At 42.8% G+C, this 25060-nt stretch carries 25 protein-coding genes; 11 read left to right on the top strand and 14 right to left on the bottom strand.

The genetic code is table 11. From position 1 onward, the window contains the following. The 3 genes from AWV70_RS05680 to AWV70_RS05690 form a co-directional block, all read left to right on the top strand. Positions 1–1140 (top strand): alanyl-tRNA editing protein (locus tag AWV70_RS05680; protein WP_153009907.1); only part of this gene is annotated, 1140 nt, incomplete at its 5' end. 148 nt (positions 1141–1288) lie between these two features. Next, the gene (locus AWV70_RS05685; protein WP_060205083.1) at positions 1289–2506 is read left to right on the top strand and encodes a glycosyltransferase; all 1218 of its coding nucleotides are present in this window, start codon (positions 1289–1291) and stop codon (positions 2504–2506) included. Beyond that, complete coding sequence (locus AWV70_RS05690) at positions 2475–3212, top strand: HAD-IIB family hydrolase (RefSeq protein WP_060205085.1); 738 nt, start codon at positions 2475–2477, stop codon at positions 3210–3212. The genes AWV70_RS05685 and AWV70_RS05690 overlap by 32 nt, the downstream gene beginning before the upstream one ends. A gap of 220 nt (positions 3213–3432) precedes the next feature. Here the strand turns inward: AWV70_RS05690 and AWV70_RS05695 are convergent, their stop codons facing one another. Together AWV70_RS05695 and proS are read right to left on the bottom strand one after the other, a co-directional pair. Next, positions 3433–4401, bottom strand: a complete 969-nt coding sequence (locus AWV70_RS05695) for a c-type cytochrome (RefSeq protein ID WP_060205087.1) — start codon at positions 4399–4401, stop codon at positions 3433–3435. Positions 4402–4627: 226 nt separating this feature from the next. Next, the gene (gene proS / locus AWV70_RS05700) at positions 4628–6064 is read right to left on the bottom strand and encodes a proline--tRNA ligase (RefSeq protein ID WP_060205089.1); all 1437 of its coding nucleotides are present in this window, start codon (positions 6062–6064) and stop codon (positions 4628–4630) included. A gap of 386 nt (positions 6065–6450) precedes the next feature. Between proS and AWV70_RS05705 the strand changes: the two genes are divergently transcribed. Beyond that, positions 6451–6789, top strand: coding sequence for a zinc ribbon domain-containing protein YjdM (locus tag AWV70_RS05705; RefSeq protein WP_060205091.1), 339 nt, complete (start codon positions 6451–6453; stop codon positions 6787–6789). Between the two features lie 22 nt (positions 6790–6811). Then, entirely contained in the window at positions 6812–6976 is a 165-nt protein-coding gene (locus AWV70_RS23765) for a hypothetical protein (protein ID WP_160327632.1), read from the top strand. A 41-nt stretch (positions 6977–7017) separates the two neighbouring features. On the opposite strand, the gene AWV70_RS05710 is transcribed toward AWV70_RS23765, so the two are convergent. Together AWV70_RS05710 and AWV70_RS05715 are read right to left on the bottom strand one after the other, a co-directional pair. Continuing rightward, on the bottom strand, positions 7018–8694 hold the full coding sequence (locus AWV70_RS05710; RefSeq protein ID WP_060205093.1) for a methyl-accepting chemotaxis protein: 1677 nt from the start codon (positions 8692–8694) through the stop codon (positions 7018–7020). A gap of 173 nt (positions 8695–8867) precedes the next feature. Then, positions 8868–9848, bottom strand: coding sequence for a cytochrome c oxidase assembly protein (locus tag AWV70_RS05715; protein ID WP_060205095.1), 981 nt, complete (start codon positions 9846–9848; stop codon positions 8868–8870). A gap of 94 nt (positions 9849–9942) precedes the next feature. Between AWV70_RS05715 and AWV70_RS05720 the strand changes: the two genes are divergently transcribed. Further along, positions 9943–10371 carry a GatB/YqeY domain-containing protein gene (locus AWV70_RS05720; protein ID WP_060205097.1) on the top strand — a complete coding sequence of 143 codons (429 nt, stop codon included), beginning with the start codon at positions 9943–9945 and terminating at the stop codon, positions 10369–10371. A 44-nt stretch (positions 10372–10415) separates the two neighbouring features. Here AWV70_RS05720 and AWV70_RS05725 read toward each other — a convergent pair whose 3' ends face one another. From AWV70_RS05725 to AWV70_RS05755, 7 genes are all read right to left on the bottom strand, one after another. Then, positions 10416–12827 (bottom strand): heavy metal translocating P-type ATPase, encoded by a 2412-nt coding sequence (locus AWV70_RS05725; protein ID WP_060205099.1) that lies wholly within the window; start codon positions 12825–12827, stop codon positions 10416–10418. Positions 12828–12959: 132 nt separating this feature from the next. Further along, on the bottom strand, positions 12960–13160 hold the full coding sequence (copZ, locus tag AWV70_RS05730; protein WP_060205100.1) for a copper chaperone CopZ: 201 nt from the start codon (positions 13158–13160) through the stop codon (positions 12960–12962). Between the two features lie 74 nt (positions 13161–13234). Further along, positions 13235–13522 (bottom strand): metal-sensitive transcriptional regulator, encoded by a 288-nt coding sequence (locus AWV70_RS05735; RefSeq protein ID WP_060205102.1) that lies wholly within the window; start codon positions 13520–13522, stop codon positions 13235–13237. Positions 13523–13623: 101 nt separating this feature from the next. Continuing rightward, on the bottom strand, positions 13624–13899 hold the full coding sequence (locus tag AWV70_RS05740) for a glutaredoxin family protein (protein ID WP_060205104.1): 276 nt from the start codon (positions 13897–13899) through the stop codon (positions 13624–13626). Positions 13900–13940: 41 nt separating this feature from the next. After that, positions 13941–14621, bottom strand: coding sequence for a hypothetical protein (locus AWV70_RS05745; RefSeq protein WP_060205106.1), 681 nt, complete (start codon positions 14619–14621; stop codon positions 13941–13943). A 243-nt stretch (positions 14622–14864) separates the two neighbouring features. Further along, a complete protein-coding gene (locus tag AWV70_RS05750; protein ID WP_060205108.1) occupies positions 14865–15821 on the bottom strand; it encodes a cation diffusion facilitator family transporter in 957 nt (318 codons plus the stop codon). Positions 15822–15842: 21 nt separating this feature from the next. Continuing rightward, positions 15843–16178, bottom strand: a complete 336-nt coding sequence (locus AWV70_RS05755; RefSeq protein WP_060205110.1) for an ArsR/SmtB family transcription factor — start codon at positions 16176–16178, stop codon at positions 15843–15845. Positions 16179–16426: 248 nt separating this feature from the next. On the opposite strand from AWV70_RS05755, the gene AWV70_RS05760 reads away from it, so the two are divergent. Continuing rightward, complete coding sequence (locus AWV70_RS05760; RefSeq protein WP_060205112.1) at positions 16427–17068, top strand: nitrite reductase; 642 nt, start codon at positions 16427–16429, stop codon at positions 17066–17068. Between the two features lie 109 nt (positions 17069–17177). Here the strand turns inward: AWV70_RS05760 and AWV70_RS05765 are convergent, their stop codons facing one another. From AWV70_RS05765 to AWV70_RS05775, 3 genes are read right to left on the bottom strand one after another with little or no spacing between them, the layout of a single operon-like run. Beyond that, positions 17178–17528: a YxeA family protein gene (locus AWV70_RS05765; RefSeq protein ID WP_060205114.1), complete on the bottom strand. Its 351-nt coding sequence runs from the start codon at positions 17526–17528 to the stop codon at positions 17178–17180. A 3-nt stretch (positions 17529–17531) separates the two neighbouring features. Then, positions 17532–19385, bottom strand: a complete 1854-nt coding sequence (locus AWV70_RS05770) for an ABC transporter permease (RefSeq protein ID WP_060205116.1) — start codon at positions 19383–19385, stop codon at positions 17532–17534. Continuing rightward, positions 19372–20139, bottom strand: coding sequence for an ABC transporter ATP-binding protein (locus AWV70_RS05775; protein WP_060205118.1), 768 nt, complete (start codon positions 20137–20139; stop codon positions 19372–19374). Before AWV70_RS05775 ends, AWV70_RS05770 begins: the two co-directional genes overlap by 14 nt. Positions 20140–20285: 146 nt before the next feature. On the opposite strand from AWV70_RS05775, the gene AWV70_RS05780 reads away from it, so the two are divergent. From AWV70_RS05780 to AWV70_RS05795, 4 genes are all read left to right on the top strand, one after another. Continuing rightward, the gene (locus AWV70_RS05780) at positions 20286–20987 is read left to right on the top strand and encodes a response regulator transcription factor (protein ID WP_060205120.1); all 702 of its coding nucleotides are present in this window, start codon (positions 20286–20288) and stop codon (positions 20985–20987) included. Between the two features lie 8 nt (positions 20988–20995). Further along, positions 20996–22375: a sensor histidine kinase gene (locus tag AWV70_RS05785; RefSeq protein ID WP_060205123.1), complete on the top strand. Its 1380-nt coding sequence runs from the start codon at positions 20996–20998 to the stop codon at positions 22373–22375. A gap of 217 nt (positions 22376–22592) precedes the next feature. Beyond that, positions 22593–23642 (top strand): DUF418 domain-containing protein, encoded by a 1050-nt coding sequence (locus tag AWV70_RS05790; protein ID WP_060205124.1) that lies wholly within the window; start codon positions 22593–22595, stop codon positions 23640–23642. Between the two features lie 123 nt (positions 23643–23765). After that, complete coding sequence (locus tag AWV70_RS05795; RefSeq protein WP_060205127.1) at positions 23766–24911, top strand: VanZ family protein; 1146 nt, start codon at positions 23766–23768, stop codon at positions 24909–24911. Positions 24912–25060: the final 149 nt, after the last annotated feature.

A 25060-nucleotide genomic window follows, 5' to 3' on the forward strand; every position in this document is an offset into this window, starting at 1 on the left:
GCACGTATTGTCGGTAATGGCGTGGATCTGGAGGGGCGCCCCTATGTCGTTTTGAGCAATACGGCGTTTTATCCGACTGGCGGCGGGCAGCCGCATGATACCGGAACAATTGAAGGGGTCCGTGTGATTGATGTCGAGGAAGTGGACGGTGAAATCCGCCATTTTCTTGACGAGGAACTTCATTCCCAAAAGGAAGTGGAAGCGGCAATCGATTGGGAACGCCGCCTTGACCATATGCAGCAGCATGCGGGACAGCATATTTTGACCGCTGCTTTTGTCAGGCTCTTCGGGTTTCAGACGGTCAGTTTTCATCTAGGAAAAGGGCTTGTTTCGATTGATTTGGATGTAGAAAGCGTGACGGCAGAGCAAATGGCGGCAGCGGAAAAGCTTGCGAACGATATCATTTTAGAGAACCGCCCCATTGAAACGAAGTGGGTGACGGAGGACGAGCTTTCCGAGTTTTCATTGCGGAAACAAGTATCCGTTACGGATGAGATCAGACTTGTCATTATACCGGATTTCGATGATAACGGCTGCGGCGGCACCCATCCATCCTCGACGGGGCAAGTTGGATTGCTGAAAATAATCTCTACGGAAATGCAGAAGCGGAAAGTCCGTGTCCACTTCGTTTGCGGAGACCGGGTGCTGCAACAGCTACATCGGAAGCATGAAGAGTTGTCTGCTGCTTCCAAATTGCTGAGTGCTCCTGAAGACGGCGTCCGCAGTGCCATCGAGCGGCTTTTATCTTCTCACCATGAGTTGGAAAAATCATTGGAAAAGACCAATGAAGAGTTACTTTCCTTTGAAGCGAAACATCTATTAGAAATGAAAAACGGCAATATTGTAAAGGGTTCATTCACCGAAAGGACCGTGCAAGAACTTCAAAAATTGGCACGGATGATTGTCGCCGAAGATAATTCGGTCATCGTCTTCCTTGCGGCGGAAAATGAAGATCGCCTTCAGTTCGTCGCTGCTAGGGGTGCATCTATCAGCCCTAGCATGAAGCTGGTCTCAGCGGCGGTCTTGCCTCATCTTAACGGAAAAGGCGGCGGGAATGATGCATTTGTCCAAGGCGGCGGCGAGCAGAAGATGGCGGCAGAAGAATTATTGAACGTTATGGAAAATACGATTATAAACTAATTGAGAAAAATCCTCCTGAGTTTCGTCACAGGAGGATTTTATTATTTTATAAAGTTTCATAACCAAACATGTTTACCATTCGCCATCCAGGGTAAATAAAGATATTAGATACCAGGATGCTTCTGATAGCTTTGAAAGGAAGATTTATATGCAGAAAAAAATAGTATTCATTTCAGATCATGGCGACCCGCTCGCCCCCCTTGGAGGAGAGCAGGCGGGTGGACAAAATAATTACGTTAAGCAATTGGCACTTTCATTGGATAAAAGAGGGCATATGGTAGATGTCATTACGCATTGGGCCGATGCCAATACATCCCGTATTGAAAAATTCGGTTCTCGTTGCCGAGTGATCCGTGTGTCGGCAGGGGTGAAAGGCTATGTGCCGAAAAGTGAGCTTTATGACATGCTTTTCGATTTCTATGATGAAATGCGAAACCTTATTAACCTGTCGACTTATGACGTGTTGCATACCCACTATTGGTTATCCGGACTTCTCGGCGCGAAAGTCGCAGAAGATTATGGAACGCCATGGATTCACACTTCCCACTCATTGGGTGTTGCAAAAGAACAGGCGACCGGCATCACGGAATCCAAACGGATCGCCGCTGAGAAATTGATTCTGCAAGTAGCTGACACGGTTGTCGCTACGACTGCATCCGAAAGAAAATTGATCAATAGCTTCGTTGAGAATCCCTCCCCCATTAAAGTCATCCCGATTGGGGTTGATCATCGCTTCAAGCCTTTCAATCCGAAAGAAAAGGTACAGCCCTATTTCGCGTTTGCAGGAAGGCTCGAAGCTACAAAAGGAATTCACACGCTACTGAATGCCTTTCGCCTATTACTGGAACGGCACGAACTTCCTCCATCCGCAAAGCTTGTCATCGCGGGAGGAGACCCGGATAAAATTGATATGGAAAGGAAATTGCCGACATGTCCAAAACTGAAAAAGGCAATTGCAGGATTGGAGCAGCACATTGATTTTCTCGGAGCCCGTTCCCAGCGCCAACTGGCTGAGCTTTTTAATGAAGCCCTCGCTGTCGTTGTCCCTTCAACGTATGAATCATTCGGAATGGTCGCTGCGGAAGCGCAAGCGTGCGGCAGTCCCGTCATAGCCTCGAAAGTTGGAGGCTTACAAGATGTGGTCCGCAATAATGAGACAGGCGTTCATGTCGAGAAGGAGAACAAGGAACATTTGGCATTCGCCATGAAGCTCATTGCAGCGAACCGTGAATTTGCTCGTTCCCTTGGACGACGCGCAGCTGCCCATGCGCAAAGAGAATTCAATTGGTATACTGTCGCTAAGAAAATGGATGGATTGTATGAGGTGGTTTTGTTTGAAAAACAAAAAGTACTTGCTAGCGACTGACTTGGATGGGACATTTGTCGGTGATGAAGAGGCGCTTGGAAGGCTGCTCCGTTTCTTTGATGAAGCGGCATTTGAAGTGACGCTCGTCTATGTGACAGGCAGGCATCTGGCGTCAGCCCGATTGCTCATGGCGGAAGAAGAATTGCCGATACCGGATTTGCTCATAACGGATGTCGGCACATCTATTTATCAATCTAATGGGCGGGAGGACGTTGACTGGCGGGCATGCATGCGGCAAGATTGGCAGCCCGATGAAATCACTAGAATCGCCACTTCGTTTTCGGCATTGAAGAGGCAAGAGCTTCCCGATGACCGACGCGTATCCTTCACGGTTTCCGGAAATTCAGCTGTGGCCGATGAATTCAGGATGGCACTTGATTCCCAAAGACTTGCCCATACGTTCATTTTCAGTTCGAACCGGGATATCGATGTGCTCCCTAGAAATGCGAGCAAAGGGAAAGCACTGGAATATGTACTCGACCAGTATGCAATGGAAGATGTCCAACTTCTTGTCGCCGGCGATTCGGGCAACGACATGGACATGCTTTCACTCGGCCATCCCTCCGTCATCGTAGGCAATGCCCAACCCGAGTTGTTGGAAATAGAGCCATTCGAGAATCTCTTTCATGCAACTGCAAACTGTGCAGGCGGCATCCACGAAGCGTGGTTGCATTTTTATGGAAATCGATCGAGGCAGTTGATGTGAAAGCTGTGTTGGCCGGAAATGATTATCACCACTTGCAGATTTATCATCAACTTTGAGGTCGTTATCACCGACTCTGCAGATATTCACCCTTTCCAGGCTTTGCCGTCGAATCACACAAATCCACTAGCAATCAACAAAAAGGCTGCCACCCTGAGAGATTTCACTCAAGGTTGGCAGCCAAATTACCATGTATTTCATTCCAGACACCAAGAAACATATTTTAATTCTTCCCTAACACTTCATTCCAATCAATCGTACCGTCTTTGATCTGGTCACGTTTTTCCTTATTCATAATATCAGTCGGACGACCGCCTTGAGGCCAGTCTTTGTCATGGTTTTTCCATTCCGGTCGGTCTTGAGAAAGGATGAATGCTGCTAAATCACTTGCTTCTTGGTCCGTTAACGTGCCTGCCGCTCCGATTGGCATATTGTTTTGTATATATCCCGCCATTTTTGACATACGAGCTATGCCTGCCCCGTCATTGAATGATCCATCCCCCCATAAAGCAGGTCCTGTATTGGATCCTATGCCGGAACCATCGCCCGCATGGCAAGCAATACATGAATTCTGATAAAGGACTTCTCCATCGGCAACATTCGGGATCGGAACGTCTTTCATATCACTTTGGTGACGCCAAGGCAATTCCGCACCAACAGGAATGCCTTGAGATATATACGTCAAATAAGCGACCATTGCGTCCAAATCTTCATCGTCATCCGCGAATTTCTGACCATTCATGCTTCTAACCATACAGCCATTGATTCGCTCTTCCAATGTGACAATCTGTCCCGAGCGGGCAATATGCATTGGATAAACAGAAGCCATTCCTACTAAGGAAGATACTTCCTCCTCCATCCCCGCGCCTGCATGACAACTTGTACATGATAGTTCATTTACCCGCGCCATGCCGTCTTCCACACTTGATGCTTCACTTCGTAATACGTTTGACGTGTCATTTGTTAATTCGTAACCTCTTAAAATAGCATCTCCTAATGGGCCTTCAGGTACATCATCCAAAGAAGGTGGATTATGTACAATCCCCGCTGTTTGTTCTGTAGGTGCTTCAATAACGTTTTGTTCTTTGTCGGCTGCTTGCTTATTGAGCTTTAGCTGATTTGCCATCATGCCGATGACAGCAAGCGAAACGACAAACAGGAATCCTAGAACGAGTGTTGAAGTTTTTCTCATTTCTATTACCTCCCTTTCTTCACTCTAACAATACCCAATGAACACATATCCATTCAACGACTTCTCTAAATGTTCCTAAATCCGCAATAACTTTATGTCACATTAAGGAACAATAGGAATGGTTTTCATTTACGGCCTGCTTAAATAACTTGGAAACACAAAAACCCCCTTACCAGTGACTGGTAAAGGGGATCTCAGCTGAGTAATTTTGTCCTTTTACACTAAATCAATAAGCTCTCGCAAACCACACTGTGTGCTTCGCGTCTTTTCCACAATTGATACACGTGGACTTTTCAGCTGGTGGATTGAACGGAATATTACGTGTTGTGAACTTCGTCTCTTCCTTCACTTGCTCCTCGCACGTATCATCGCCGCACCAACCGGCAAGGATCCAACCAGGGATTTCCCCTTTATCCGCCGAGTCCGCGATATGCTTCGTCAAATCAGCGATTGAGTCGATATGCGTGTGGGAATGCTCTGCACGGAATGCACGCGCTTTTTCAAGCAGGCGTGTCTGCATCGTGTTCAGTGCACCTTCAATCCAATCAACAATCGTCGGCAAATCAACAGCCACTTTCTCATCCTCATCACGCGCTTTGATGAGCGCCTGATTGTTTTCCAAGTCACGTGGTCCCAGCTCAACACGAACTGGCACACCTTTCAACTCCCACTCATTGAACTTGAAGCCCGGCGACTGATCGGAATCATCTAGACGCACACGGATGCCCTTCGCTTTCAATTGTGCGAAGACCTCATCCAATTTCTCCATGATAGCCGGGTTCTTTTTCCACGGTCCAACCGGGATCAAGACTACTTGCGTCGGCGCAATGCGTGGTGGCAGCACAAGCCCTTGTTCGTCGCCATGCACCATAATGACGGAGCCGATCAAGCGCGTCGAAGTTCCCCATGATGTTGTATGGACGAATTCATGACGGTTTTCTTTCGTCAAATATTTGATGTCAAATGCTTCTGCAAACTTCGTGCCCAAATAATGAGAAGTACCCGCTTGAACAGCTTTCCCGTCCTTCATCATCGCTTCGATGGAATACGTGTCAACCGCACCTGCAAAACGCTCGGAAGGTGTTTTTTGTCCGTCATAAACAGGAATTGCAAGTAGCTCTTCCACGACTTCTTTATAAATATTTAACATTTGCATCGTTTCAGTACGTGCCTCTTCTTCATCCACATGTGCCGTATGCCCTTCCTGCCACAAAAACTCAGATGTGCGGATGAACGGCAATGTCTTCTTCTCCCAACGGAAAACGTTCGCCCATTGGTTGATCAATACTGGAAGGTCGCGGTAACTTTTGATCCAATCTGAATACAAATGACCGATCATCGTTTCGGACGTTGGACGCAATGCCAAACGCTCTTCCAATTTCTCACCGGCGGCTTCCGTCACCCATGGAAGCTCTGGAGAAAACCCTTCAATATGATCTTTCTCCTTTTGGAAGAACGACTCAGGAATCAACATCGGGAAATACGCATTCCTGTGGCCCGTCTCCTTGAAACGCTTGTCCATTTCGGTTTGGATATGCTCCCAAATCTCAAAGCCGTCCGGTTTAAATGCGATACATCCGCGAACCGGTGTATAGTCCATCAAATCCGCCTTCTGAATCGTATCGATATACCATTTTGAAAAATCGTTTTGCTGATTACTCATCTTGATTTCCTCCCTATACATAATAAAAAGCGCAAAGCTGTCCTAAATAAGGACGTCTTTGCGCTGAATAGACGTGGTACCACCTTCATTCGGCCTAGCGATGCTAAGCCCTCGAACGTTTGATAACGAAAACGACTCGGTCATGTTTGCACGACATCTCCGTGGTAGGGTTCAATGAAAAGCGGTGGTACGGCTCTCAGCAAGGCGCCATACTTTCTGTTTCACAATTTTCATCTACTTGGCCACATCTACGATTCCATATTGCTTATAATATAGCAAATACTTGAGATTTATACAAATACAGTTTTGTTTTGCTCTCGCGGACTTGGATTAAATCCGTTCTCTGCTATAGTATGAATGATACTACTGGATGGAGGAATCATATCATGAACAATTTACCAAATTGCCCAAAATGCAATTCCGAATACACATATGAAGACGGAAACCTGTTCGTCTGCCCTGAATGTGCACATGAGTGGACGATAGAATCACAAGAGGCGGAAGCCGAAGCGGCTGTCGTTAGGGACGCAAATGGAAATGTCTTAAATGACGGCGATACCATCACAGTCATCAAGGACTTGAAAGTAAAAGGCAGCTCAAACGTCGTCAAAATGGGGACAAAGGTGAAAAACATTAAGTTGGTCGAAGGCGATCATGATATTGATTGCAAAATTGACGGTTTCGGCGCAATGCAATTGAAATCGGAATTCGTGAAGAAGATTTAACTGGATTGACGGTTCATCGTTAGTGAGTCGAAGGTCACGAAATGACAATAAACTCCGGGAATTGATCGATATTTGTTGGGAAATGAATGATAAGTTTGTGGAATTGATCGATATCTGTCGGGAAATGAACGATAACCTTCAGGAAATGATCGATATCCAAGATTTGCCGACACTTGAACAAAAATAAGAGGGGCTGTCCAAGAAATCTTTCTGGACAGCCCCGCTTGCTTATAATTTAAATTGAAGGACGTGTCGATTGAGGTCTTCAGCGTATTTCGATAGCTGCTCTGAGCTCATTGCCACTTCTTCCATAGAGCTATTTGTCTGTTGGGCTGAAGCAGAAGTTTGTTCAACGCCTGCAGATGTCTCTTCTGTGATGGCGGCAATTTCCTCTACAGAGCCGCGCATTTTCTGACTGCTGGAAACCATTTGTGATAAGTTGTTGGAAATCATCGTAATATGGGTAGCGACTTCACTTACAGCATCATTAATATCATTGAAAGTTTGACTTGTCTGCGTAATTTGTTCTGTCCCTTTCTCCACTTCTCCATACCCTTCGAGTAGAGATGTTGCAACAGAACTGGATTCGAATTGAATGTCACCGACAATTTTTGTAATGTCCGTCACAGAAAGAGAAACCTGTTCTGCCAAGTTTCGCACTTCTTCGGCTACAACGGCAAACCCTTTGCCATGTTCACCAGCCCTTGCCGCTTCGATAGCTGCATTCAGCGCTAAAAGATTTGTTTGATCGGCAATATCTTTAATAACAACGACCAATTTCGATATTTCCTGTGACTGGGCATCCAAACCTTGGATTTTTTCAACAGAGGATTGTACGATTTTATCGATTCTACCCATTTGATCATTTGAAAGATCCATTAATCGGCGCCCTTCAGAAGCCATATCCAACACTTTTGTGGAAGCAACTTGAATATGCCCACCTTTGTCGTCAGCCTCTTCCACTTGATGGACGAACGAGTCCATCATGTCAGAAAGATGACTTGCCTGTGTTGCTTGCGATTCTGCCCCCTCCGCCAAATCATACATCGTCATGGCAACCTGATCGGTGGCAGATTTCACTTCGTTTGCGGATTGCGTCAACTCTTCACTTTGAGCTGATACGGAGTTGGAGATCTCATTAATCGTGTGTAATAACTTTCGGGTATTATCGCTCATCTCGTTTGCGGCATGGACAAGCTGGCCTACTTCATCCTTGGCGTTCGTTTTCATATTTTCGCCGCTTAAATCGCCTTTAGCCATTTCCAGCATGCGGTTCATTACCATTTTGATTGGCTTTGTAATTTGATCGGCAGTGAAAAGCGCTGCTGCAATACTTAATAGAATTACTAAAATCGTTACAATACTTATAATCTTGAATGTCAATTCCCCATCCGCGATGATTTCCGCTTCCGCAGCATTAATATTCGCTTCATAATCTGCCGCTAACTTTTCATAGCCTGCCATGATTTCGCGTGCCATTGGAATAGACTGCCTTAAAGTGCTCAGCGCTTTCTCCTTGTTGCCTTTATCATACTCCGGAAACACTTCTTCCGTTACAATCGTTCTCCAAGCTACCGTTTGCTCGATGAGCCGGTCGAACTCGTCGGTGTCCTGTATTTCACGGATCACACTTTCGTTCTTCATGCCAATCTCGCTGTACTCATTGAACATATCTTTAAAATCTCCACCGTATAACATATATCCCCGAGCCGTCGAAATGCGGTTGGCCATCGATAACGCCATCTGATCATGGGCAATTAATAACGGCAGTTCTTTTTCCACTATATCTCTTGCTTGACTGTTGCTTTTCAATACTACCGATATATTGTAAATGCCATACAGAAGCATTAATACAATCACTAACGAAAAAGAGAACAAAAGTTTTCTTTTAATACTTTTAAACATATTTTACATCTCCTATTATTATTTGATATCTGAGTCCACACACGCTAACTAATATCGGTTAAATCGTCTCGATTTAAAGTAATTAATAAATAAAAATAGCGAGCCTCTTCCGAATCAAACGGGATGAGGTTCGCTCGTTTTTATGTTCAATAGTACTTATCTCGAACTCAATTTCATGTTCGCCAATTCTTCCTAGGCGTATGAATGGCGATAAGACAATTTTCACTCCCTTCAGATTCCGGGGAAGTGGCAGCTATTTTGTTTTCAAGCGTAAGCGCCATGACCAATCCGAACTTATGGAGCCCCATCATGATGACCCCTGCCATGAACTGATCATACTTAGTGTTGAATGGTGGAGGGAGCAAGGTGGTAGCAGTAGAGGCGGGCATGCAAAGGTGGGCCGTCAGTTGCGCAAGCAAAGGATTTTCCACTCCATCAATGAAGGCCGTCAAAATGAAAAAAAGGCATGCTGGCAATAACACATAACCACTGATCATGGCGTACCGCTTCATCCCCAGTTTACAAAGGCGGCGTTTTGCATCCGGCGAGGCGATGGGCCACCACATAATGATAGAAAGTAAAAACAAGCAAGTAATGAATCCATTTTGCAGAAGAGGGATTTTTAATAGAAATGTGAGGATAAAAGGCAGATGGTACAACAGTAATAACACTGCAAAAACATAAAGGGCAATTTTGGGAGGGAATCGAAACCTCTTTAGCCAAGTTAGCTTCGAGATGTCCATCGCTTTCACGAAGAGTTGCTCTGGGATGCCCAGCAAGACAAGAGGCGGGATGATGAAAAAAAGAATGCTCATCTGGATCATATGCAAGCTGAACGAAAGATGGCTAATAACAGCAAACGGACTTCCGACCGTGAAGTAAAACAGGAGTATGCCTAGCGAAAAAAGAAAGGTCTGTTTATTACCCAAATCCACTTTCGCATAACGTTGCACCAAAAACAGATAACAGCAGGCTAGACAAACGAGTACAGCCAATAAAGAGATATTCCATGATAATGGGGCTCCGAGCAATCGTACATTATCCAGTATGACTCTCCCCTTTTCAATTGTTATCCAGATGTATGATTCATTGTATGATGCATGGATGGCATTAACCCCTCCAATTTTGCACGGACTATTCAAGTTTCTGATCATATTTTGTTGCTTTTCAGTGGCGTCTTCTTTATAATCATTACACAAATTCGAGTGAGCTGGATGCATTCGATAACGAAAAGAGGCGATTTGAACAATGTTAAAAACAACTGTGTTCGAACAACTGAAACAGGCAATGAAAGAGAAGGATGTCCTTTCCAAAGGCGTGCTGACACTATTGAAGTCTGCACTGGACATGGCCGAAAAAGAGAAAGGCTCCGCTTTGACGGAGGAAGAAGAGGTCGCAATCGTCAACCGCGAGATCAAACAGACAAACCAAGCATTGGAAGGTGCTGAAAAAGCGCAACGTGAAGATTTGATTGAACAGGAAAACAAGAAATTGATTTTACTCAAATCGTTCTTGCCGAAACAGCTAAGCGAGGAAGAAGTGAAGACTCTGCTTACAGAAGCGGGAGTTGTTCAAGGAATGAATATGGGGGATGCGATGAAAATTGCAAAACCACTTCTTGCCGGGAAAACGGACGGTGCAACGATGTCGAAAGCCGTGAAGAGCCTTATTCAATAAAATCCCAAAAGCCCATCCAGATTGGATGGGCTTTACATATGGTATTACAATTTCACTCGTTGAAGCCTAAGCGCATTCAGTACAACCGATACCGAGCTAAACGCCATCGCAGCGCCCGCCACCCAAGGGGCTAGTAGACCGATTGCTGCGACAGGTATGCCGACCGTATTGTAGAAGAAGGCGAAGAACAGGTTTTGCTTAATGTTGCGCATCGTTTTCCGGCTCATGATAAATGCGTCTGCAACGCTATTCAGATCGCCACGCATCAACGTAATGTCAGCCGCTTCAATCGCAATATCCGTTCCAGTGCCGACAGCCATTCCGATATCCGCCATGACAAGCGCCGGCGCGTCGTTAATGCCGTCTCCAACCATCGCGACTTTCTTCCCTTGCGCTTGCAACTCCTTGATTTTATCGCTTTTCTGGTCTGGAAGCACCTCTGCGATAATATGCGTCAAGCCGACTTGCCGCCCGATCGCTTCAGCAGTTTGCTGATTGTCTCCCGTCAACATAATGACGTCAAGACCGAGCTCCTGCATTCTTTGAATCGCCTCTTTGGACGTTTCTTTCACTGTATCCGCAACGGCAACGACACCCGCAAGCTTCCCATCGATTGCGATGAGCATCGCCGTTTTCCCTTCGTTCTCCATTCTCTCCATTGTCGCTTCGATATGGCCGAGAGCAACGTCCCGGCTGCGCATTAATTTCCGCGTACCTGCGAGAACCGTTTTTCCGTCAACCTCCGCTTCAATGCCGTATCCAGGAAGCGCATTGAATGCATCCACTTCAATCAGTTCAACACCTTTTTCTCTGACACCTGTTACAATCGCCTGCGCCAATGGATGCTCTGATTGGTTCTCAGCTGATGCGACTACTTGCAGCACATCTTGCTCGACAAAGCCTTCCGATACGATAACATCTGTTAACGCAGGTTGCCCTTTTGTCACTGTCCCTGTTTTATCCAATACAACTGTGTCAATGGAGCGTGTATTTTCAAGATGCTCTCCACCTTTGAACAACAAGCCCATTTCAGCCGCTCTACCTGAACCTGCCATGATCGATGTCGGTGTCGCTAAACCGAGCGCACAAGGACATGCAATGACGAGAATCGAGATCGTCGGGATAAGTGATGACCTAAAATCGCCAGGCGTTACGGCAAAATACCAGATGAAGAACGTCAAAATCGCAATCCCGACAACAATCGGAACGAAAACGCCAGAGATTTTATCCGCCAACCTTTGAATTTCCGCTTTGGAGCCTTGTGCTTCCTCAACGACTTTGACGATTTGCGATAATGCGCTGTCCTTTCCAACATTCGTCGCTTTTATTTGCAATGAACCATTTTTATTGATCGTTGCACCGATGACGGAATTTCCAGGTACTTTATCAACAGGAATACTTTCTCCCGTAATCATCGATTCATCGATCGCTGATTGGCCGGTTAGGATTTCTCCGTCGACCGGAATCTTTTCACCCGGCTTCACGAGGATAATATCTCCTGCCACTACTTCCTCGATCGGCACTTCTTGTTCAACGCCGTCTTTTAAAACACGAGCTGTTTTCGCTTGCAATCCAAGCAATTTTTGAATAGCTTGGCTCGTTTTCCCTTTTGCCCTCACTTCGAACAATTTACCGAGGACAATCAAGGTAATAATGACAGCGGATGCTTCAAAGTAAAGTTCCGGATGTCCGACACTCCCCGCTGCCATCCATTCAAACGATAAATATAAACTGTAGAAATAAGCTGCACTTGTACCGAGCGCTACGAGGACATCCATATTAGCACTTTTACTTCGTAAAGCATTATAAGCACCTTTATAAAACTGTGCGCCAACAATGAATTGAACAGGTGTTGCAAGAGCGAGTTGCACCCACGGATTCATGAGAAACGCCGGTAAATAAATAAACGAAGTGAACTCAAAATGCGCGACCATTGTCCATAACAACGGTAATGTTAAAATGGTCGAGAAAATGAATTTCCGCGTTTGCCTTTTGATTTCTTGCTCTTTATGATCCATCTTATCCTTGCCGTCTGTTTTTGGAATCAATTCATAGCCCATTTTCTTCACATTGGCCATCATTTCGTTCGGACTGGTTTGACCGCTGTCATAATTGACGGTCAACGTTTCAAGAGCGAAGTTGACGGCCGCTTTTGAAACACCATCCATTTTAGTAATGCGCTTTTCGATTTTCGTCGCACAAGCCGCACACGTCATACCCGAAATATCGAATTCAACTTTATCTTGAATAACGCCATATCCTAACTTTTCGATACGCGCCGTAAAATCGTCAACATTTGCTTTTTCGGGGTCGTATACGATCGTCGAACTTTCCAAAGCAAAGTTGACATTCGCCTTTTCAACGCCTTCAATTTTGGATAAACCTTTTTCAATACGGTTTGCACATGCTGCACATGTCATCCCGTTGATCTTTAAGGTTTTTTCTGTAGTTGCCATTTGTATCCCTCCAATACTGAGTGGGGGTATTAAACTTTGAAAAAAGAAGGATTATACAGTAGACGTATAATCACTTCTCAGCCGCTTCTTACCCCCACATGGTGTAAGCGGAAGACGCTATATCATTGTTGTTTAAGCAACTTCATATCCTTGGTCTTCAATCGTTTCTTTGATTTGATTCAAAGTTGCTTCGTTTTCGAACTCGACAGTCACTTCATTGCTCGCAAGGTCAACTTTCACTGATGAAACACCGTTCAGTTTACCGACGCTCGACTCGATCGAATTCACGCAATGACCGCAAGACATGCCTTCTACTTTTAATACTTCTTTCATGATAATACACCTCCTATTTCGTTGTCATTCATAATATAATATACCCCATACTGGTATGTCAAGTCAAAAAGATATTACTTCGTCATTGTTTTCATGACACTCATAAGTTCTTGGATAGCCGCCTCGCCATCTTGTCCTTTAATGGCCTTGACGACACAGTGATGTGTATGGTCTTCCAATAATGCTAAAGATACTTTGTTCATTGCTGATTGAATCGCACTTATCTGATGCAGAATATCTACGCAATAACGGTCGTTTTCAATCATTTGATGAACGCCTCTTACTTGTCCTTCAATTCGTTTTAATCGATTTAGCAGCTGTTGCTTATTCGGCTGTACAGTCTTCTTCATTGTTTCTGACATATATCATTCACTCCTCAGAGTTTTATTATACCCCGTACCCCTATAATACCACTTACTATAAGGAAGAGCAATGATATTGTCCCTATTCGGCATCATCGACACTACATTGTCAACAGCTTCTTAATCTCTTCTTCATTCCGTTCGAAACCAATCAACACTTTCGGCTTGCCACCAAAACCTAACAGCGATTTTTTCTTAAATACGAATGCTGGTACGACCCGGGAGCCACTGATCTTTATGAGCTCTTTCTCTTTTTCCGGTTGTTTAGATAAATCATAGTCAATGTACGGAATATTGTTTTTCGCAAGAAATGCTTTCGCATCTTGGCAATCCGAACATGTCGGTCTTGTATACAGCTCAAATGGCTTACTTTTCATAGTGTCACCTCCCTTAATATGAAGATCTATGTCGAAAAAAATCATTTTATCTCTATAACATACGCATATACATAAACTTTCCCATTAAATTGGAACTCGGCCCAAAGTTTATACTTCCCTGTTTCAGTCAGGACCGTGTCAAATTGGGTTTTGTCATTTGATACTGGGTGTACGTGGATAAATCGATTGGCGTTTTCATCTAAAATGACAACATGACCCAATGCACCTAAATATGGCTCAGGTGTTGCTCCTTTTAAGTCGAACGATAATAAAAGCTCTTGCCCGGCTTCAAAAGTATCGGTTTTTAATTCTACAGTATACCCGTCTACCGTTTTGACATAATCTTTGTCAACTTCGAGATCATTGGCATGATGCTTGTGTTGTGCCTGCCCGACGTTGAGTGTGATCGGTGTAACTGTATATGTTGAATTTTTTGGTGCAATATCTACAAATGTTTTGTATTCGTTGTCCGCCAAGTCTCTTTGTAGCTTATAGACGCCGTCCGTTTGTTTTTCGGGATGGCCATGAATATATTCTTTCAAATCTGCGCTCACAACAATCAAATGCATTTCCTTTTCATGGGAAACCCCCAACTCAGGTGCGTTTCCATGCTTATCTTTCAATTCGATTGTAATGACACCTTCTTTGTAAGTGACCTTTGTTGTCACCTCATTTTCTCCTTGAACGATGTGGTGGTGATGATATCCCGCATGATGATTCATCTTACAGTCCTCCTTTTCTGTTATTATGGTTTCCAGTCCATACGGTATGGGGGTATATGCTTCGTAAAAATATATACCCACCTCCCCTATACGTTAATCCTCCGAAATTTGGTCTTTGGAAACGAAACAGGAATGTTGGTGCTTAATTACATCATAATATACCCATTAGGGGTATGTAAAATAATTTGTTTCCTTCTCAAAAAATAGTGACCGAAGCATTACTGCCGCCGGTCACTAACTGTCTTAATGATGATGATGATGATGGTGTCCTCCCGACGCGTCGGGCTTCACTTGGCATAAAATTGAGTCGTCATGTTGATGGGCGGACGTCTCCATTTGAATTGTTACATGATGGATACTTTGGTGCAATAAGTCATGTTCGATACCTCGAAGCAATTGCTCACTTTCTGCAATTGTCATTTGATCGTCCACTACGGCATGGCAGGACAGTGCATTCAGTCCGCTCGTAATGGACCAAACATGTAAATCATGAACGCTTAGAACACCTTTCGCATTACGGATCGTATGAATAATATCATCCATAACCACGTTTTGAGGCACCCCTTCCATCAGGACATGCAATCCAGACTTAGATACAAAGTAACCGCTCCGTAACACAAGAATGGCAACAATGACACTCGCCAATGGATCAGCCCAACCCCACCCGAAGAACATCATTAGCAGAGCCGCAGCAATCGCGCCTATCGAACCTAACATATCACTAATGACATGCAGATAAGCGCCTTTCATGTTCAAGTTCTCTTCAACATCGCCGCCGCGCATCATTATCCATGCGACCAAAATATTTACCGCCAATCCGATGCTGCTCACGATCAGCATGCCTGTCGTCGCAACTTCAGGCGGATTTGCAAAACGTTTTACCGCTTCATAGAAAATGAACAAAGCAATAACGATCAATGTGACGCCATTTAATACAGCAGCTAAAATCTCAAATCGCTTATAGCCGAACGTCTTGCTTTTACTTGCCACTTTTTCTCCCAACTTAAATGCAATCAACGCTATCGCTAATGAAATCGAATCGCTTAACATATGGCCGGCATCCGCCAATAGGGCAAGACTGTTCGTCAAAAATCCGCCGACCGCTTCCACAATCATATACGTAGTAATGATGAGGAAGGAAATCAATAAAACTTTTTTATTCGCACCATGCGTATGGTCGTGTCCATGATCATGTCCCACTTAAATACCCCCTGTACGTAATTAATTATGCGTCGCGTGTTCAATTGCCTGTTTCAACAAATTCATAACATGATGGTCATCTTCTGAATAATAAAGTGTCGTACCTTCTCTCCTAAACTTCACTAATCGTAAATTTTTTAAAAAACGCAATTGGTGAGAGACAGATGACTGACTCAGGTTCAATGTTTCGGCAATGTCATTTACTGAATGCTCTTCTTTGCACAATAAATTTAAAATCCGAATTCTCGTTGGATCACTTAACGCTTTAAATGTTTGGGATACAACGAAAAGCGTTTCTTCATCCAAAAGTGGCGTATTTTCCTCCAAAACCTGCTCCACTCCATTCTTTTCACTCATTTTTATTCCCCCTTCCTTACCTGCTTATATGAGCATATGTTCATATATTATGACCGATATGTATAAATGTCAACCAATACATATGTTACCCCCCTATTTTTATGTACCCAAAATCATTACGTTATAACTGCAAATACCAAATTAACGAGGTTTCGATATGATTTATCGAACAATCTGTTTACATACCCTACACAGGTATTGTACTATTTCATTGTTGGCAATCGAAAAGAAAGGTGAGTAAAATCAATATGCAAACAGAGAAAAAGGTGAAACTAGCTGTTAACGGTGGAATATCGTTCGGAGCTATGTTAAATGCTAAACAATTAACGGTCCTTGCCGACTATTTAGGAGATCAAGAGTTGGAGGTAACGACATTCCAGCAATTATATATTGAAGTGATCGAAAGCGATGTCGAATTCATTCAAAAGAAATTCGGCGAGGTCGGACTCTCTTGCTATCCGGTCGGGAATTTTGTAAAAAGCTTACGCCATTGCAACTTTTGTAAAGGGGCGGTGGAGGAAGGGATGCCTGTCGCAATCGAGCTGAATAAACGGATTGCAGGCAGACCCGTCCCGTTCACGCTCCGGCCTTCCTATACCGGCTGCCCGATCGGATGCGGCGAACCGCTCGTCAATGACATCGGCGTTATCAAATCACGGAAAGGCTACGACTTATACATTGGCGGGAACGCAAAAGGCACTTATGCGAAAACAGGTATGCTTTTACTTGAGCAAGTGCAGCCTGACGAACTGTATGTAGCCGTTGATCAAGTGATCGATTTATATATAGAGAATGGCAAAAAACGTGAACCATTTTATAAATTCGTCAATCGTTTTGGCATGGATAACATATTGCAATATGTTATGAATGGCTCGGCTCAAATTGAGTAGACGTCTTTGAAATTAAAGAGAATACGATTTTTTTATCTTTCAGGGAAAAATTTATGATTATTAATAAATAAGGAAAGAGGCCATCCACCGGGATAGCCTCTTTTTATTTTTAAAACTTCACCTTCTCCGGAATGTCTGATGGCTGCACTTCGTCATAGGAAGTAACTTCATCTCCATTTTTCAAATATAGCTTCAAATACGCCCCTTCTCTCAACTCTTTCGCTGCGGAAAATTCCACTTCGATCGATTCACCATTTTCTTTATAGGCAGTACCTGTATACAAATACCTTTTCATAATTTCACCCGACTCCAACTTAGTTTCTTCGACTGAGCTTTCAGCCGGAATTTGATAGTAAGCATTATCTTTTCCCATTCGATTGAAGTCCATCGTCGCCAAGGCAATGATCGCTCCAATTAGAAAAATGGCTAATACGCCTACTGCAATTAAACCTTTCTTCATCTATTATCCCTCCAAATAGCTTCTTCTAATTAATTTATTGAAGTTATGAACTGTGGCAATATAATAAACCGCATAAATTAACGTGTAAGCAACCATCCAAATAACGACCGGAACTAAGAAATCCATCATGAGCAAGTTTGAGGTAGCGGTCAACGCTACACCTCCATGAATTAATCCTAATAGGAGTGGTGCAATGAAAATGACACCGACTTGCCCGCGAATCGTTCGCTTCATATCTTTGTTCGACACGCCGATTTTGTGAAGAATCGCGTACTTCGCTTTATCTTCTTCCGCCTCCGTCATCATTTTAAAGAAAATGATGCTTCCTGTAGCGACAAGGAAAACAAGTCCTAAGAAACTTCCTACGAATAATAGAGCTCCTAATGACTCGATGGAGCTATTGTAATCAGCTGTCGCGCTTGAAAAATTCTCTGCCGCCTCCGCCAATTCGTTGGATACTTCGATCTGTTTTTTGTAATCGATGACGTTAACAGCTTGCAGCAATTTCTCATCAGAATCCATTTCTTCATATAATTGATCCGGCACAACTATTGCATTTGCGCCTAATGTACCTACATTGAATAATGCTTGATCAAAAAACTTCGCAACTTTGTAATCGGTATCGTTGATAATGACAGATTCCAATTTGTCGGACCATCTTTCATCATAATAGGCATCAATTGCGAAGATTTCACTTTCCTGCAGCTTTTGAACTTCAGGCCACTTTAAGTTCTTTGCCAACGTATGATAAGTAGTCTCATCAATGACAGCGTATTCCATTTCATAAGAAGCGAGCGGAACGCGGATCATTTTGCTATTGAACGAAACTTCCGATTCGATGATCGCAGGGTCAATCGTCTGTGGATCCCCCTCCCACATATAAGTGTAAGGCGTATACATTTCCACATTTTTTTCGGCATTATAATAAACCCCGAATACTGCTCCTCCTGAAGTGATCGTCGTTGCACTCAGCACAGTAATGATCGTCAATGTTTTCGCATTTCCCCTAATACGGTAAAGCAATTGGGAAGCAGTCATCATATGAAGACCCTTCCAAGCCCAGTGCGGGTTTCTTTTCAACGCAGACAATACATATACAAGAACGCTATGGAACAGTAAATACGATCCGATTACAGTCAACGCGATAATAACGATCGGTGTCGCCAACCCTAATACCCGCCATACTTCTGAGTCCATTAAATCTTGCAAGGCAATTACATATGCGGCAGCCAATGCCAACACACCCAAAAACACTGTCACGATACGCGCTTTCGGTACTTCCTCGCCCTTTTTCTCTGCATGGAATAGGTCTATTAACTTGAAACGGTAGATAACCCGATACCCCATCAATGAAGTGACTAAAAAGATGATAAAAAATACAATAACAGTATTAATAAGCGCACTTGTTGAAAATGTAAATCCTGCAACGACATCAAGCCCCATTAACTTCAATAAAATGCTTAACAAAGCGCGGGAGAGCAAAAATCCTAATACGACCCCAATGATGAGCGATAGCAGTCCGATTACCATGTTTTCAAAAAACATAAGAAATCCGATTGAACGCTTTCGCACGCCAAGCAAGGAGTAAAGCGCGACTTCCTTTTTCCTCTTTTTCATGAAAAAAGAATTGGAGTATAGTATGAAAATCGCTACAAAGATCATAAGTACAAATGCAGCGGCGCCCATCACCCCCTGAATCTGCTTCGACGTTTCAGCCGCCCCGCTAATATCATTGCTATATTTCAAAGTCGCAAATGTAAAGTAAATGAGGATGGAAAATACAGTAGATCCGATGTAAAGCGAATAGCTTTTCATATTGCGGCGTATATTTTTTACCGCCAAATCAAATAACGTCATTTGTTTCACCGCCTACTTGCGATAGCTCATCCAAAATCATTTGGAAAAATTCCTTGCGCGTCTTCCTTCCTCGCAATATCTCTTTCGACAGCTGACCATCTTTTATGAATAAAATACGTCTGCAAAAACTTGCGGCATACGCATCATGCGTTACCATCATGATCGTCGCTTCATGCTTTTCGTTCAGCGAGCTCATGCTTTCCAACAAATCTGTTGCCGACTTCGAATCCAATGCGCCGGTCGGTTCATCCGCAAAAATGATTTTCGGTTTGGAAATCAATGCACGACTCGCCGCTGTACGCTGTTTCTGACCGCCCGAAATTTGATAAGGATATTTATCAAGCAAATTGGAAATGCCAAATGTCGCTGCAATTTCCTCTACACGTTCTTTAATTACTGCAGGTTTTTTCTTTGCGATCGCAAGCGGCAATAAAATATTTTCACGAACCGTCAATGAATCCAACAAGTTATAATCCTGGAAGATGAATCCTAAGTGGTCGCGCCTAAAATCCGCAAGCTTCTCTTCATCCATTTTTGCGATATTGTCCGTTCCAATTAAAATATCTCCGCTTGTAGGTGTATCGATTGTTGCTAATATATTTAGCAATGTCGATTTACCCGCTCCTGAAGGGCCCATGACACCGACAAATTCTCCATGGTCGATTTCAAATGATATATTTTCAAGCGCATTGAACACATTCACGCCTTTTCCATATGCTTTTTCAACATTCTTTACAAGTAATAATGGCTCCATTTATTCGCACCTCTTTCGTATATCCTTACTATACTCGGCGAACCTTAAGCCAAATTTACTCCTGCCTTACATTATCCTTAAATACGGGCGGGGTGTGGTAAATTGCATTATACTTGAGCAAAGAAGCTTGAAAGGATGTGTTGGATTTGCCGAAACCACGAATCTTAATCGTAGATGACGAAAGCGATCTGCGTCATTTAATGAAAACCGCGCTTATGAAGGAAGGTTTTACGGAGATTGAAACCGCAGGCTCCGTTCGGGAAGGTTGGGAGCAATTCGAGTCGTTTTCACCCGATATCGCAATTTTGGACATCATGCTTCCGGACGGAGAAGGCTATGATTTATGCAAAAGGATACGGGAGGTTTCCCATATCCCGATCTTATTCTTGTCAGCAAAATCCGACGAGACCGATAAGATTCTGGGTCTTGCTCTTGGAGGCGATGATTATATTACTAAACCATTCAGTCCCAAGGAAGTCGCCTTCAGAGTAAAAGCCCAATTAAGACGGGCAGGATATCATGAAGCAGAGATGGCTTCCCAACCTAAGCCGCTCACTATTGGACCGTTTTCAATGAACGAAGCGGAAACCGAAGTGAAGAAGAATGGGGAAATGTTGGAGCTAACTGCTAAGGAAATTGGATTATTAGCTTGTTTCATGCATAACCCGAACCAAATCTTAAGCAAAGAGACACTTTTTGAACGTGTTTGGGGAGAAGATTTTTTCGGTGCGGATAATACGTTGATGGTCCATATTCGCCGTCTCCGTGAGAAAATCGAAGATCAGCCGTCAAAGCCAATCTATCTTACAACTGTAAAAGGATTAGGCTATAAATTCATTGCGAAATAGGTGATTCGATGAAATGGAAGTTGACAGTTCGTTACTTATTTTCGGTCCTAAGCATTGTTTTCATCGTCGTTTTCGTCAATTTATTTGTCTTGATTGGCGTCCTTTATAACCAACAGATGAAGAGCAATGACAACATAACTGCCGATACCGGTGAAAATTTCACCCGCCAATTTTCCCGCTATCTATCGATTGAAAACGGGCAGCCCGTCATTTCGGAAGAAGGAGTCCAAGCACTTCAGGAATTTGGCGGCTGGCTCCAAGTATTAGATTCAAACGGACAAGTCATCACCGCCGCCCTGTCGCCTTCAGATGCACCTACACACTATAGTCCAATTGAACTCGTACATATTTACAAATACATGGACGACCGATTTACAACGTATTACATCGGTCAATTTGAAGAGTACAGCTATCTATTGGGCGTCAAAGATTCTGCGGAAGAGCGTATTGTCTTCATGTTCAACGTCAAATCCTTCCTCTCTTATCTGTCAAAAGCATTCGTTGGCATTACAATTGCCGATTTGCTTATCGCAATGCTTGTCGGATTGCTGTTCAGCGTGATTATCACAAAACCGGTTTCGTACATGATCGACCGGATTTCCCAGCTGAAAGAGCGTAATTTTTCCACTCAGAAAATGAAACGCCAAGGTATTTTCAAACCGGTATTTTCAAATTTGAATTCCGTCTCTGAAACACTACAAGCACATGAAGAAGAGCGTACTAAACTTGAAAAAATGCGTGAAGAGTGGATAAGCAACGTTTCGCACGATTTGAAGACGCCACTCGCATCCATTCAAGGCTTCGCGGAATTGCTGCGCGACCAAGACGTGACAGAATCGGAACGTGCAGATTATGCGGAAATTATTGAACGAAAATCAAGATATATGAAAGAGCTATTAGATGATTTCAATTTAACGATGCGCCTGCGCAATCAAGAAATGCCGCTCAATCGTGAAGACACCCGCCTGGAAAGCTTTGTCCGAGAAATAGTCATAGACGTCTTGAACGACCCGAAATACTGCGATTGTGCAATTTCCTTCAACAGCGATGCATCAGACCTCAAGTGGAATATTGATCGTCATCTAATGAAGCGGGCAGTTTTAAATTTTATCAACAACGCGATTATCCACAATGATAGTGACATCCAAATCACCGTCAGCGTAATGGCAAATGGACTAACAATCGAAGACAATGGAAAAGGCATTGCAAAGAGTGACATGAATCAGATTTTCGACCGCTATTACAGAGGGACAAATACGGAAGATATACATGGGACCGGCCTCGGGCTTGCCATCTCTAGAGACATTATCGAAGCACATGGGGGAAGCATCACCTTGACGAGCGAAATCGGTGAGGGAACTAAAGTGAAGATTCGGATGGAAGAATGATTAAAAACGTCATGGGCAAGGCTGACAAAATGTAGAAATAGAAATCGGGTTAACGATATACCAGCCCTCTTAAAGTCACTTTCCCCTCTTGTCATTTCCCTTGACATGTTAATTTTGAAGCGTTTTTAAGGTTAATGTAAGGTTTACATTAATATCGTGTAAGGTTGGATCGATATACTAACTTTATTAAGTTTATTTTTAAAAAGGAGTATTAAAGTTGAATCCAACCATTACACAAAAGGAAAGAATCATTTCATTAGATATTATTCGTGGCTTTGCTTTGTTTGGGATATTGTTCATTAATGTCGGGGCGTTTATAACCATGCACGAAGGCGTGCAAATCCCCGATTATTACGGCTTGAATGAGATTATTTCCAAATTGATCGAGATATTTGTAGAAAAAAAGTTCTTTTCTATTTTTTCTTTTTTATTCGGGGCCGGGTTTTATATTTTCGCCTCACGTGCTGAGAGCCGAGGGGATAAGCCTCGTTGGCGTTTTATAAGGCGCTTACTAGCCCTCTTATTAATCGGCATTATTCATTTTATATTTTTTTGGGGTTCCATTTTATATGCATATGCCTTTATTGGTTTTTTTTTGATTCCTTTTTATCGTGCAAAGGTGTCAACAATTAGCAAGTGGCTTGGCGGATTAATAACTATATATATCCTATCACTACTATTAGGAATCTTTGCTCAGGACATGGGAGTCTTTACAAACGTTATTGCCTTTCTTGGGAATGATACCATTACGATTTTCATCATGTTTTTATCAGGATTCCTTGCAGCTAAAGCGAATTGGTTTCGAAAAATAAGTGATTTATCGACTCAAATAAGATGGTTCCAAATCATTGCATTTCCATTGTTTATCGGTTTTTCTATCTGGATTTGGTTCGCATCGCAAAGTAATGATCAACATATTCAAGAAATCATTGCTTTAGGTACAATACCGACAACTTATTTGTACTTATCGATTATGTTTTTAATCTTAGAAAACAGACATGTCGCCAAACTATTGCAACCGATTGCTCGTGTCGGCCAAATGGCGTTTACAAATTATTTTGCACAAAGTTTCATTGGACTCGTCATCATCTCACTTATGAGCCTTGAAATTGTGTCACCGATTAACACCGTCATTATTTCTATCATCATCTTTGCGATTCAAATCATTTATAGCGTCATTTGGTTTAAATTCTTTAAGATGGGGCCGTTAGAAAAAGTTTGGCGATTAATGACGTATGGTAGGAATACGGCAACCATTAGAAAGTAATTAAAATATGAATGCATTGTAGTCAGTTTACTAATAATATGGCAGACAAGATGCGTAAATCAACGTGTTTCGTCTGCTTTTTAAGTCGCTTCAAATTAAGTTAGAGAAAAACGAGGTGTATTTATGTCTGTATATGTCCTGCCAATAAAGGTTGCATTTATTATATTTGCTTTTATAGGTCTTCCACTAACCATTCCTTGGCTGATTTACACCTATAGAAAGTATGGATATTTCAGCCTTTGGGCTTCTATTGTTGTTTACTCGTTTATTTTCTATATGTTGTCAGCTCTATTCCTAGTTCTTTTGCCGCTTCCATTAACAAGGGATACTTGCGCTATCCATTCACAAGATACCGTTTATTATTCATTAATGCCATTCAGCTTTATTCGAGATACTGTTAAGGGCAGTTCAATTACTTGGTCACAGCCAAGGTCGTATATTCAGCTATTCAATCAAAGTGCCTTTTGGCAGGCGGCATTTAATTTTCTGTTATTACTCCCTTTCGGAGTATATTTGCGATACTTTTTCAAAGAAAAACGGTATTGGAAAAAAGCATTTACTTTAGGATTCACCCTCTCTCTCTTTTACGAAGTAACACAGGTTACTGGAATTTACGGAATTTACAAATGCCCCTATCGTATATTTGATGTTGACGATCTAATGTTAAATAGTACAGGTGCACTCTTTGGATTCTTTATTGCTCCAGTCATACTTGCTTTATTTCCTTCCAAGGAAAAACTATTAGCGAAAGCGGAAAAAATGCAGAAGAGTCATCTAGTGCCGCCGCTGTCTCAATTACTTGCCGTACTTATAGACTATATTTTCATTAAATTGACGTTTACTTTCACAGTCGGACTGCTAACATCAAGCGAATTTTCAGACATGTTGTATACAACATTTGGATTTGTGGTGATGTACTTTGTTTTACCTCTTCTATGGGAAGGAAAAACAATCGGAACAAGTATAATGAGATTTAAACTTTCGAATTTGGAGGGAGATGCCTCTTCATGGCAAGCCTTGCTTAAAAGAACCGTTGCCTTATACTTGCCTTGGCTTGTAACTATATTATTTAACCTTGTCGCTCAGTTTAAATTGGAAATGGAATCTCACGCTTACGCTATTTATGCCTGGGTAACGGTGGGTATCTTCATATTTGTAACCCTTATGTGGACGGCTTTACTGATCCATGCCCTTTTCATTATGTTAAAAAAGGGGAAATATACTTTTTACTTTGATTATGTTGCAAATATCATTCCAAGGAAGCAATGATTATTTAAAAGCAGCGAATCCTATGATGGAATTTGCTTGGATACAAAGTCAAGAAAAAGTAAAACAGCAAATTGGAGATCAGATCTCCAATTTGCTGTTTTCCAAGTTTGGTCGGGTTCGCATTTTTCCCGCATTAAAAGAATGGATAC

Origin of the sequence: Sporosarcina koreensis (genome assembly GCF_001531445.1) — a bacterium.
GTDB classification, from domain to species: domain Bacteria; phylum Bacillota; class Bacilli; order Bacillales_A; family Planococcaceae; genus Sporosarcina; species Sporosarcina koreensis_C.

Bases quoted from the DNA above. Each gene is read 5' to 3' on its own strand.
- AWV70_RS05705 (WP_060205091.1), top strand. From the start codon at position 6,451: ATGAACAATTTACCAAATTGCCCAAAATGCAATTCCGAATACACATAT.
- AWV70_RS05745 (WP_060205106.1), bottom strand. From the start codon at position 14,621: ATGAATCATCATGCGGGATATCATCACCACCACATCGTTCAAGGAGAA.
- AWV70_RS05725 (WP_060205099.1), bottom strand. From the start codon at position 12,827: ATGGCAACTACAGAAAAAACCTTAAAGATCAACGGGATGACATGTGCA.
- AWV70_RS05775 (WP_060205118.1), bottom strand. From the start codon at position 20,139: ATGGAGCCATTATTACTTGTAAAGAATGTTGAAAAAGCATATGGAAAA.
- proS (WP_060205089.1), bottom strand. From the start codon at position 6,064: ATGAGTAATCAGCAAAACGATTTTTCAAAATGGTATATCGATACGATT.
- AWV70_RS05755 (WP_060205110.1), bottom strand. From the start codon at position 16,178: ATGAGTGAAAAGAATGGAGTGGAGCAGGTTTTGGAGGAAAATACGCCA.
- AWV70_RS05685 (WP_060205083.1), top strand. From the start codon at position 1,289: ATGCAGAAAAAAATAGTATTCATTTCAGATCATGGCGACCCGCTCGCC.
- AWV70_RS05770 (WP_060205116.1), bottom strand. From the start codon at position 19,385: ATGACGTTATTTGATTTGGCGGTAAAAAATATACGCCGCAATATGAAA.
- AWV70_RS05795 (WP_060205127.1), top strand. From the start codon at position 23,766: ATGTCTGTATATGTCCTGCCAATAAAGGTTGCATTTATTATATTTGCT.
- AWV70_RS05710 (WP_060205093.1), bottom strand. From the start codon at position 8,694: ATGTTTAAAAGTATTAAAAGAAAACTTTTGTTCTCTTTTTCGTTAGTG.
- copZ (WP_060205100.1), bottom strand. From the start codon at position 13,160: ATGAAAGAAGTATTAAAAGTAGAAGGCATGTCTTGCGGTCATTGCGTG.
- AWV70_RS05720 (WP_060205097.1), top strand. From the start codon at position 9,943: ATGTTAAAAACAACTGTGTTCGAACAACTGAAACAGGCAATGAAAGAG.
- AWV70_RS05735 (WP_060205102.1), bottom strand. From the start codon at position 13,522: ATGTCAGAAACAATGAAGAAGACTGTACAGCCGAATAAGCAACAGCTG.
- AWV70_RS05765 (WP_060205114.1), bottom strand. From the start codon at position 17,528: ATGAAGAAAGGTTTAATTGCAGTAGGCGTATTAGCCATTTTTCTAATT.
- AWV70_RS05715 (WP_060205095.1), bottom strand. From the start codon at position 9,848: ATGATCAGAAACTTGAATAGTCCGTGCAAAATTGGAGGGGTTAATGCC.
- AWV70_RS05785 (WP_060205123.1), top strand. From the start codon at position 20,996: ATGAAATGGAAGTTGACAGTTCGTTACTTATTTTCGGTCCTAAGCATT.
- AWV70_RS05760 (WP_060205112.1), top strand. From the start codon at position 16,427: ATGCAAACAGAGAAAAAGGTGAAACTAGCTGTTAACGGTGGAATATCG.
- AWV70_RS05740 (WP_060205104.1), bottom strand. From the start codon at position 13,899: ATGAAAAGTAAGCCATTTGAGCTGTATACAAGACCGACATGTTCGGAT.
- AWV70_RS05695 (WP_060205087.1), bottom strand. From the start codon at position 4,401: ATGAGAAAAACTTCAACACTCGTTCTAGGATTCCTGTTTGTCGTTTCG.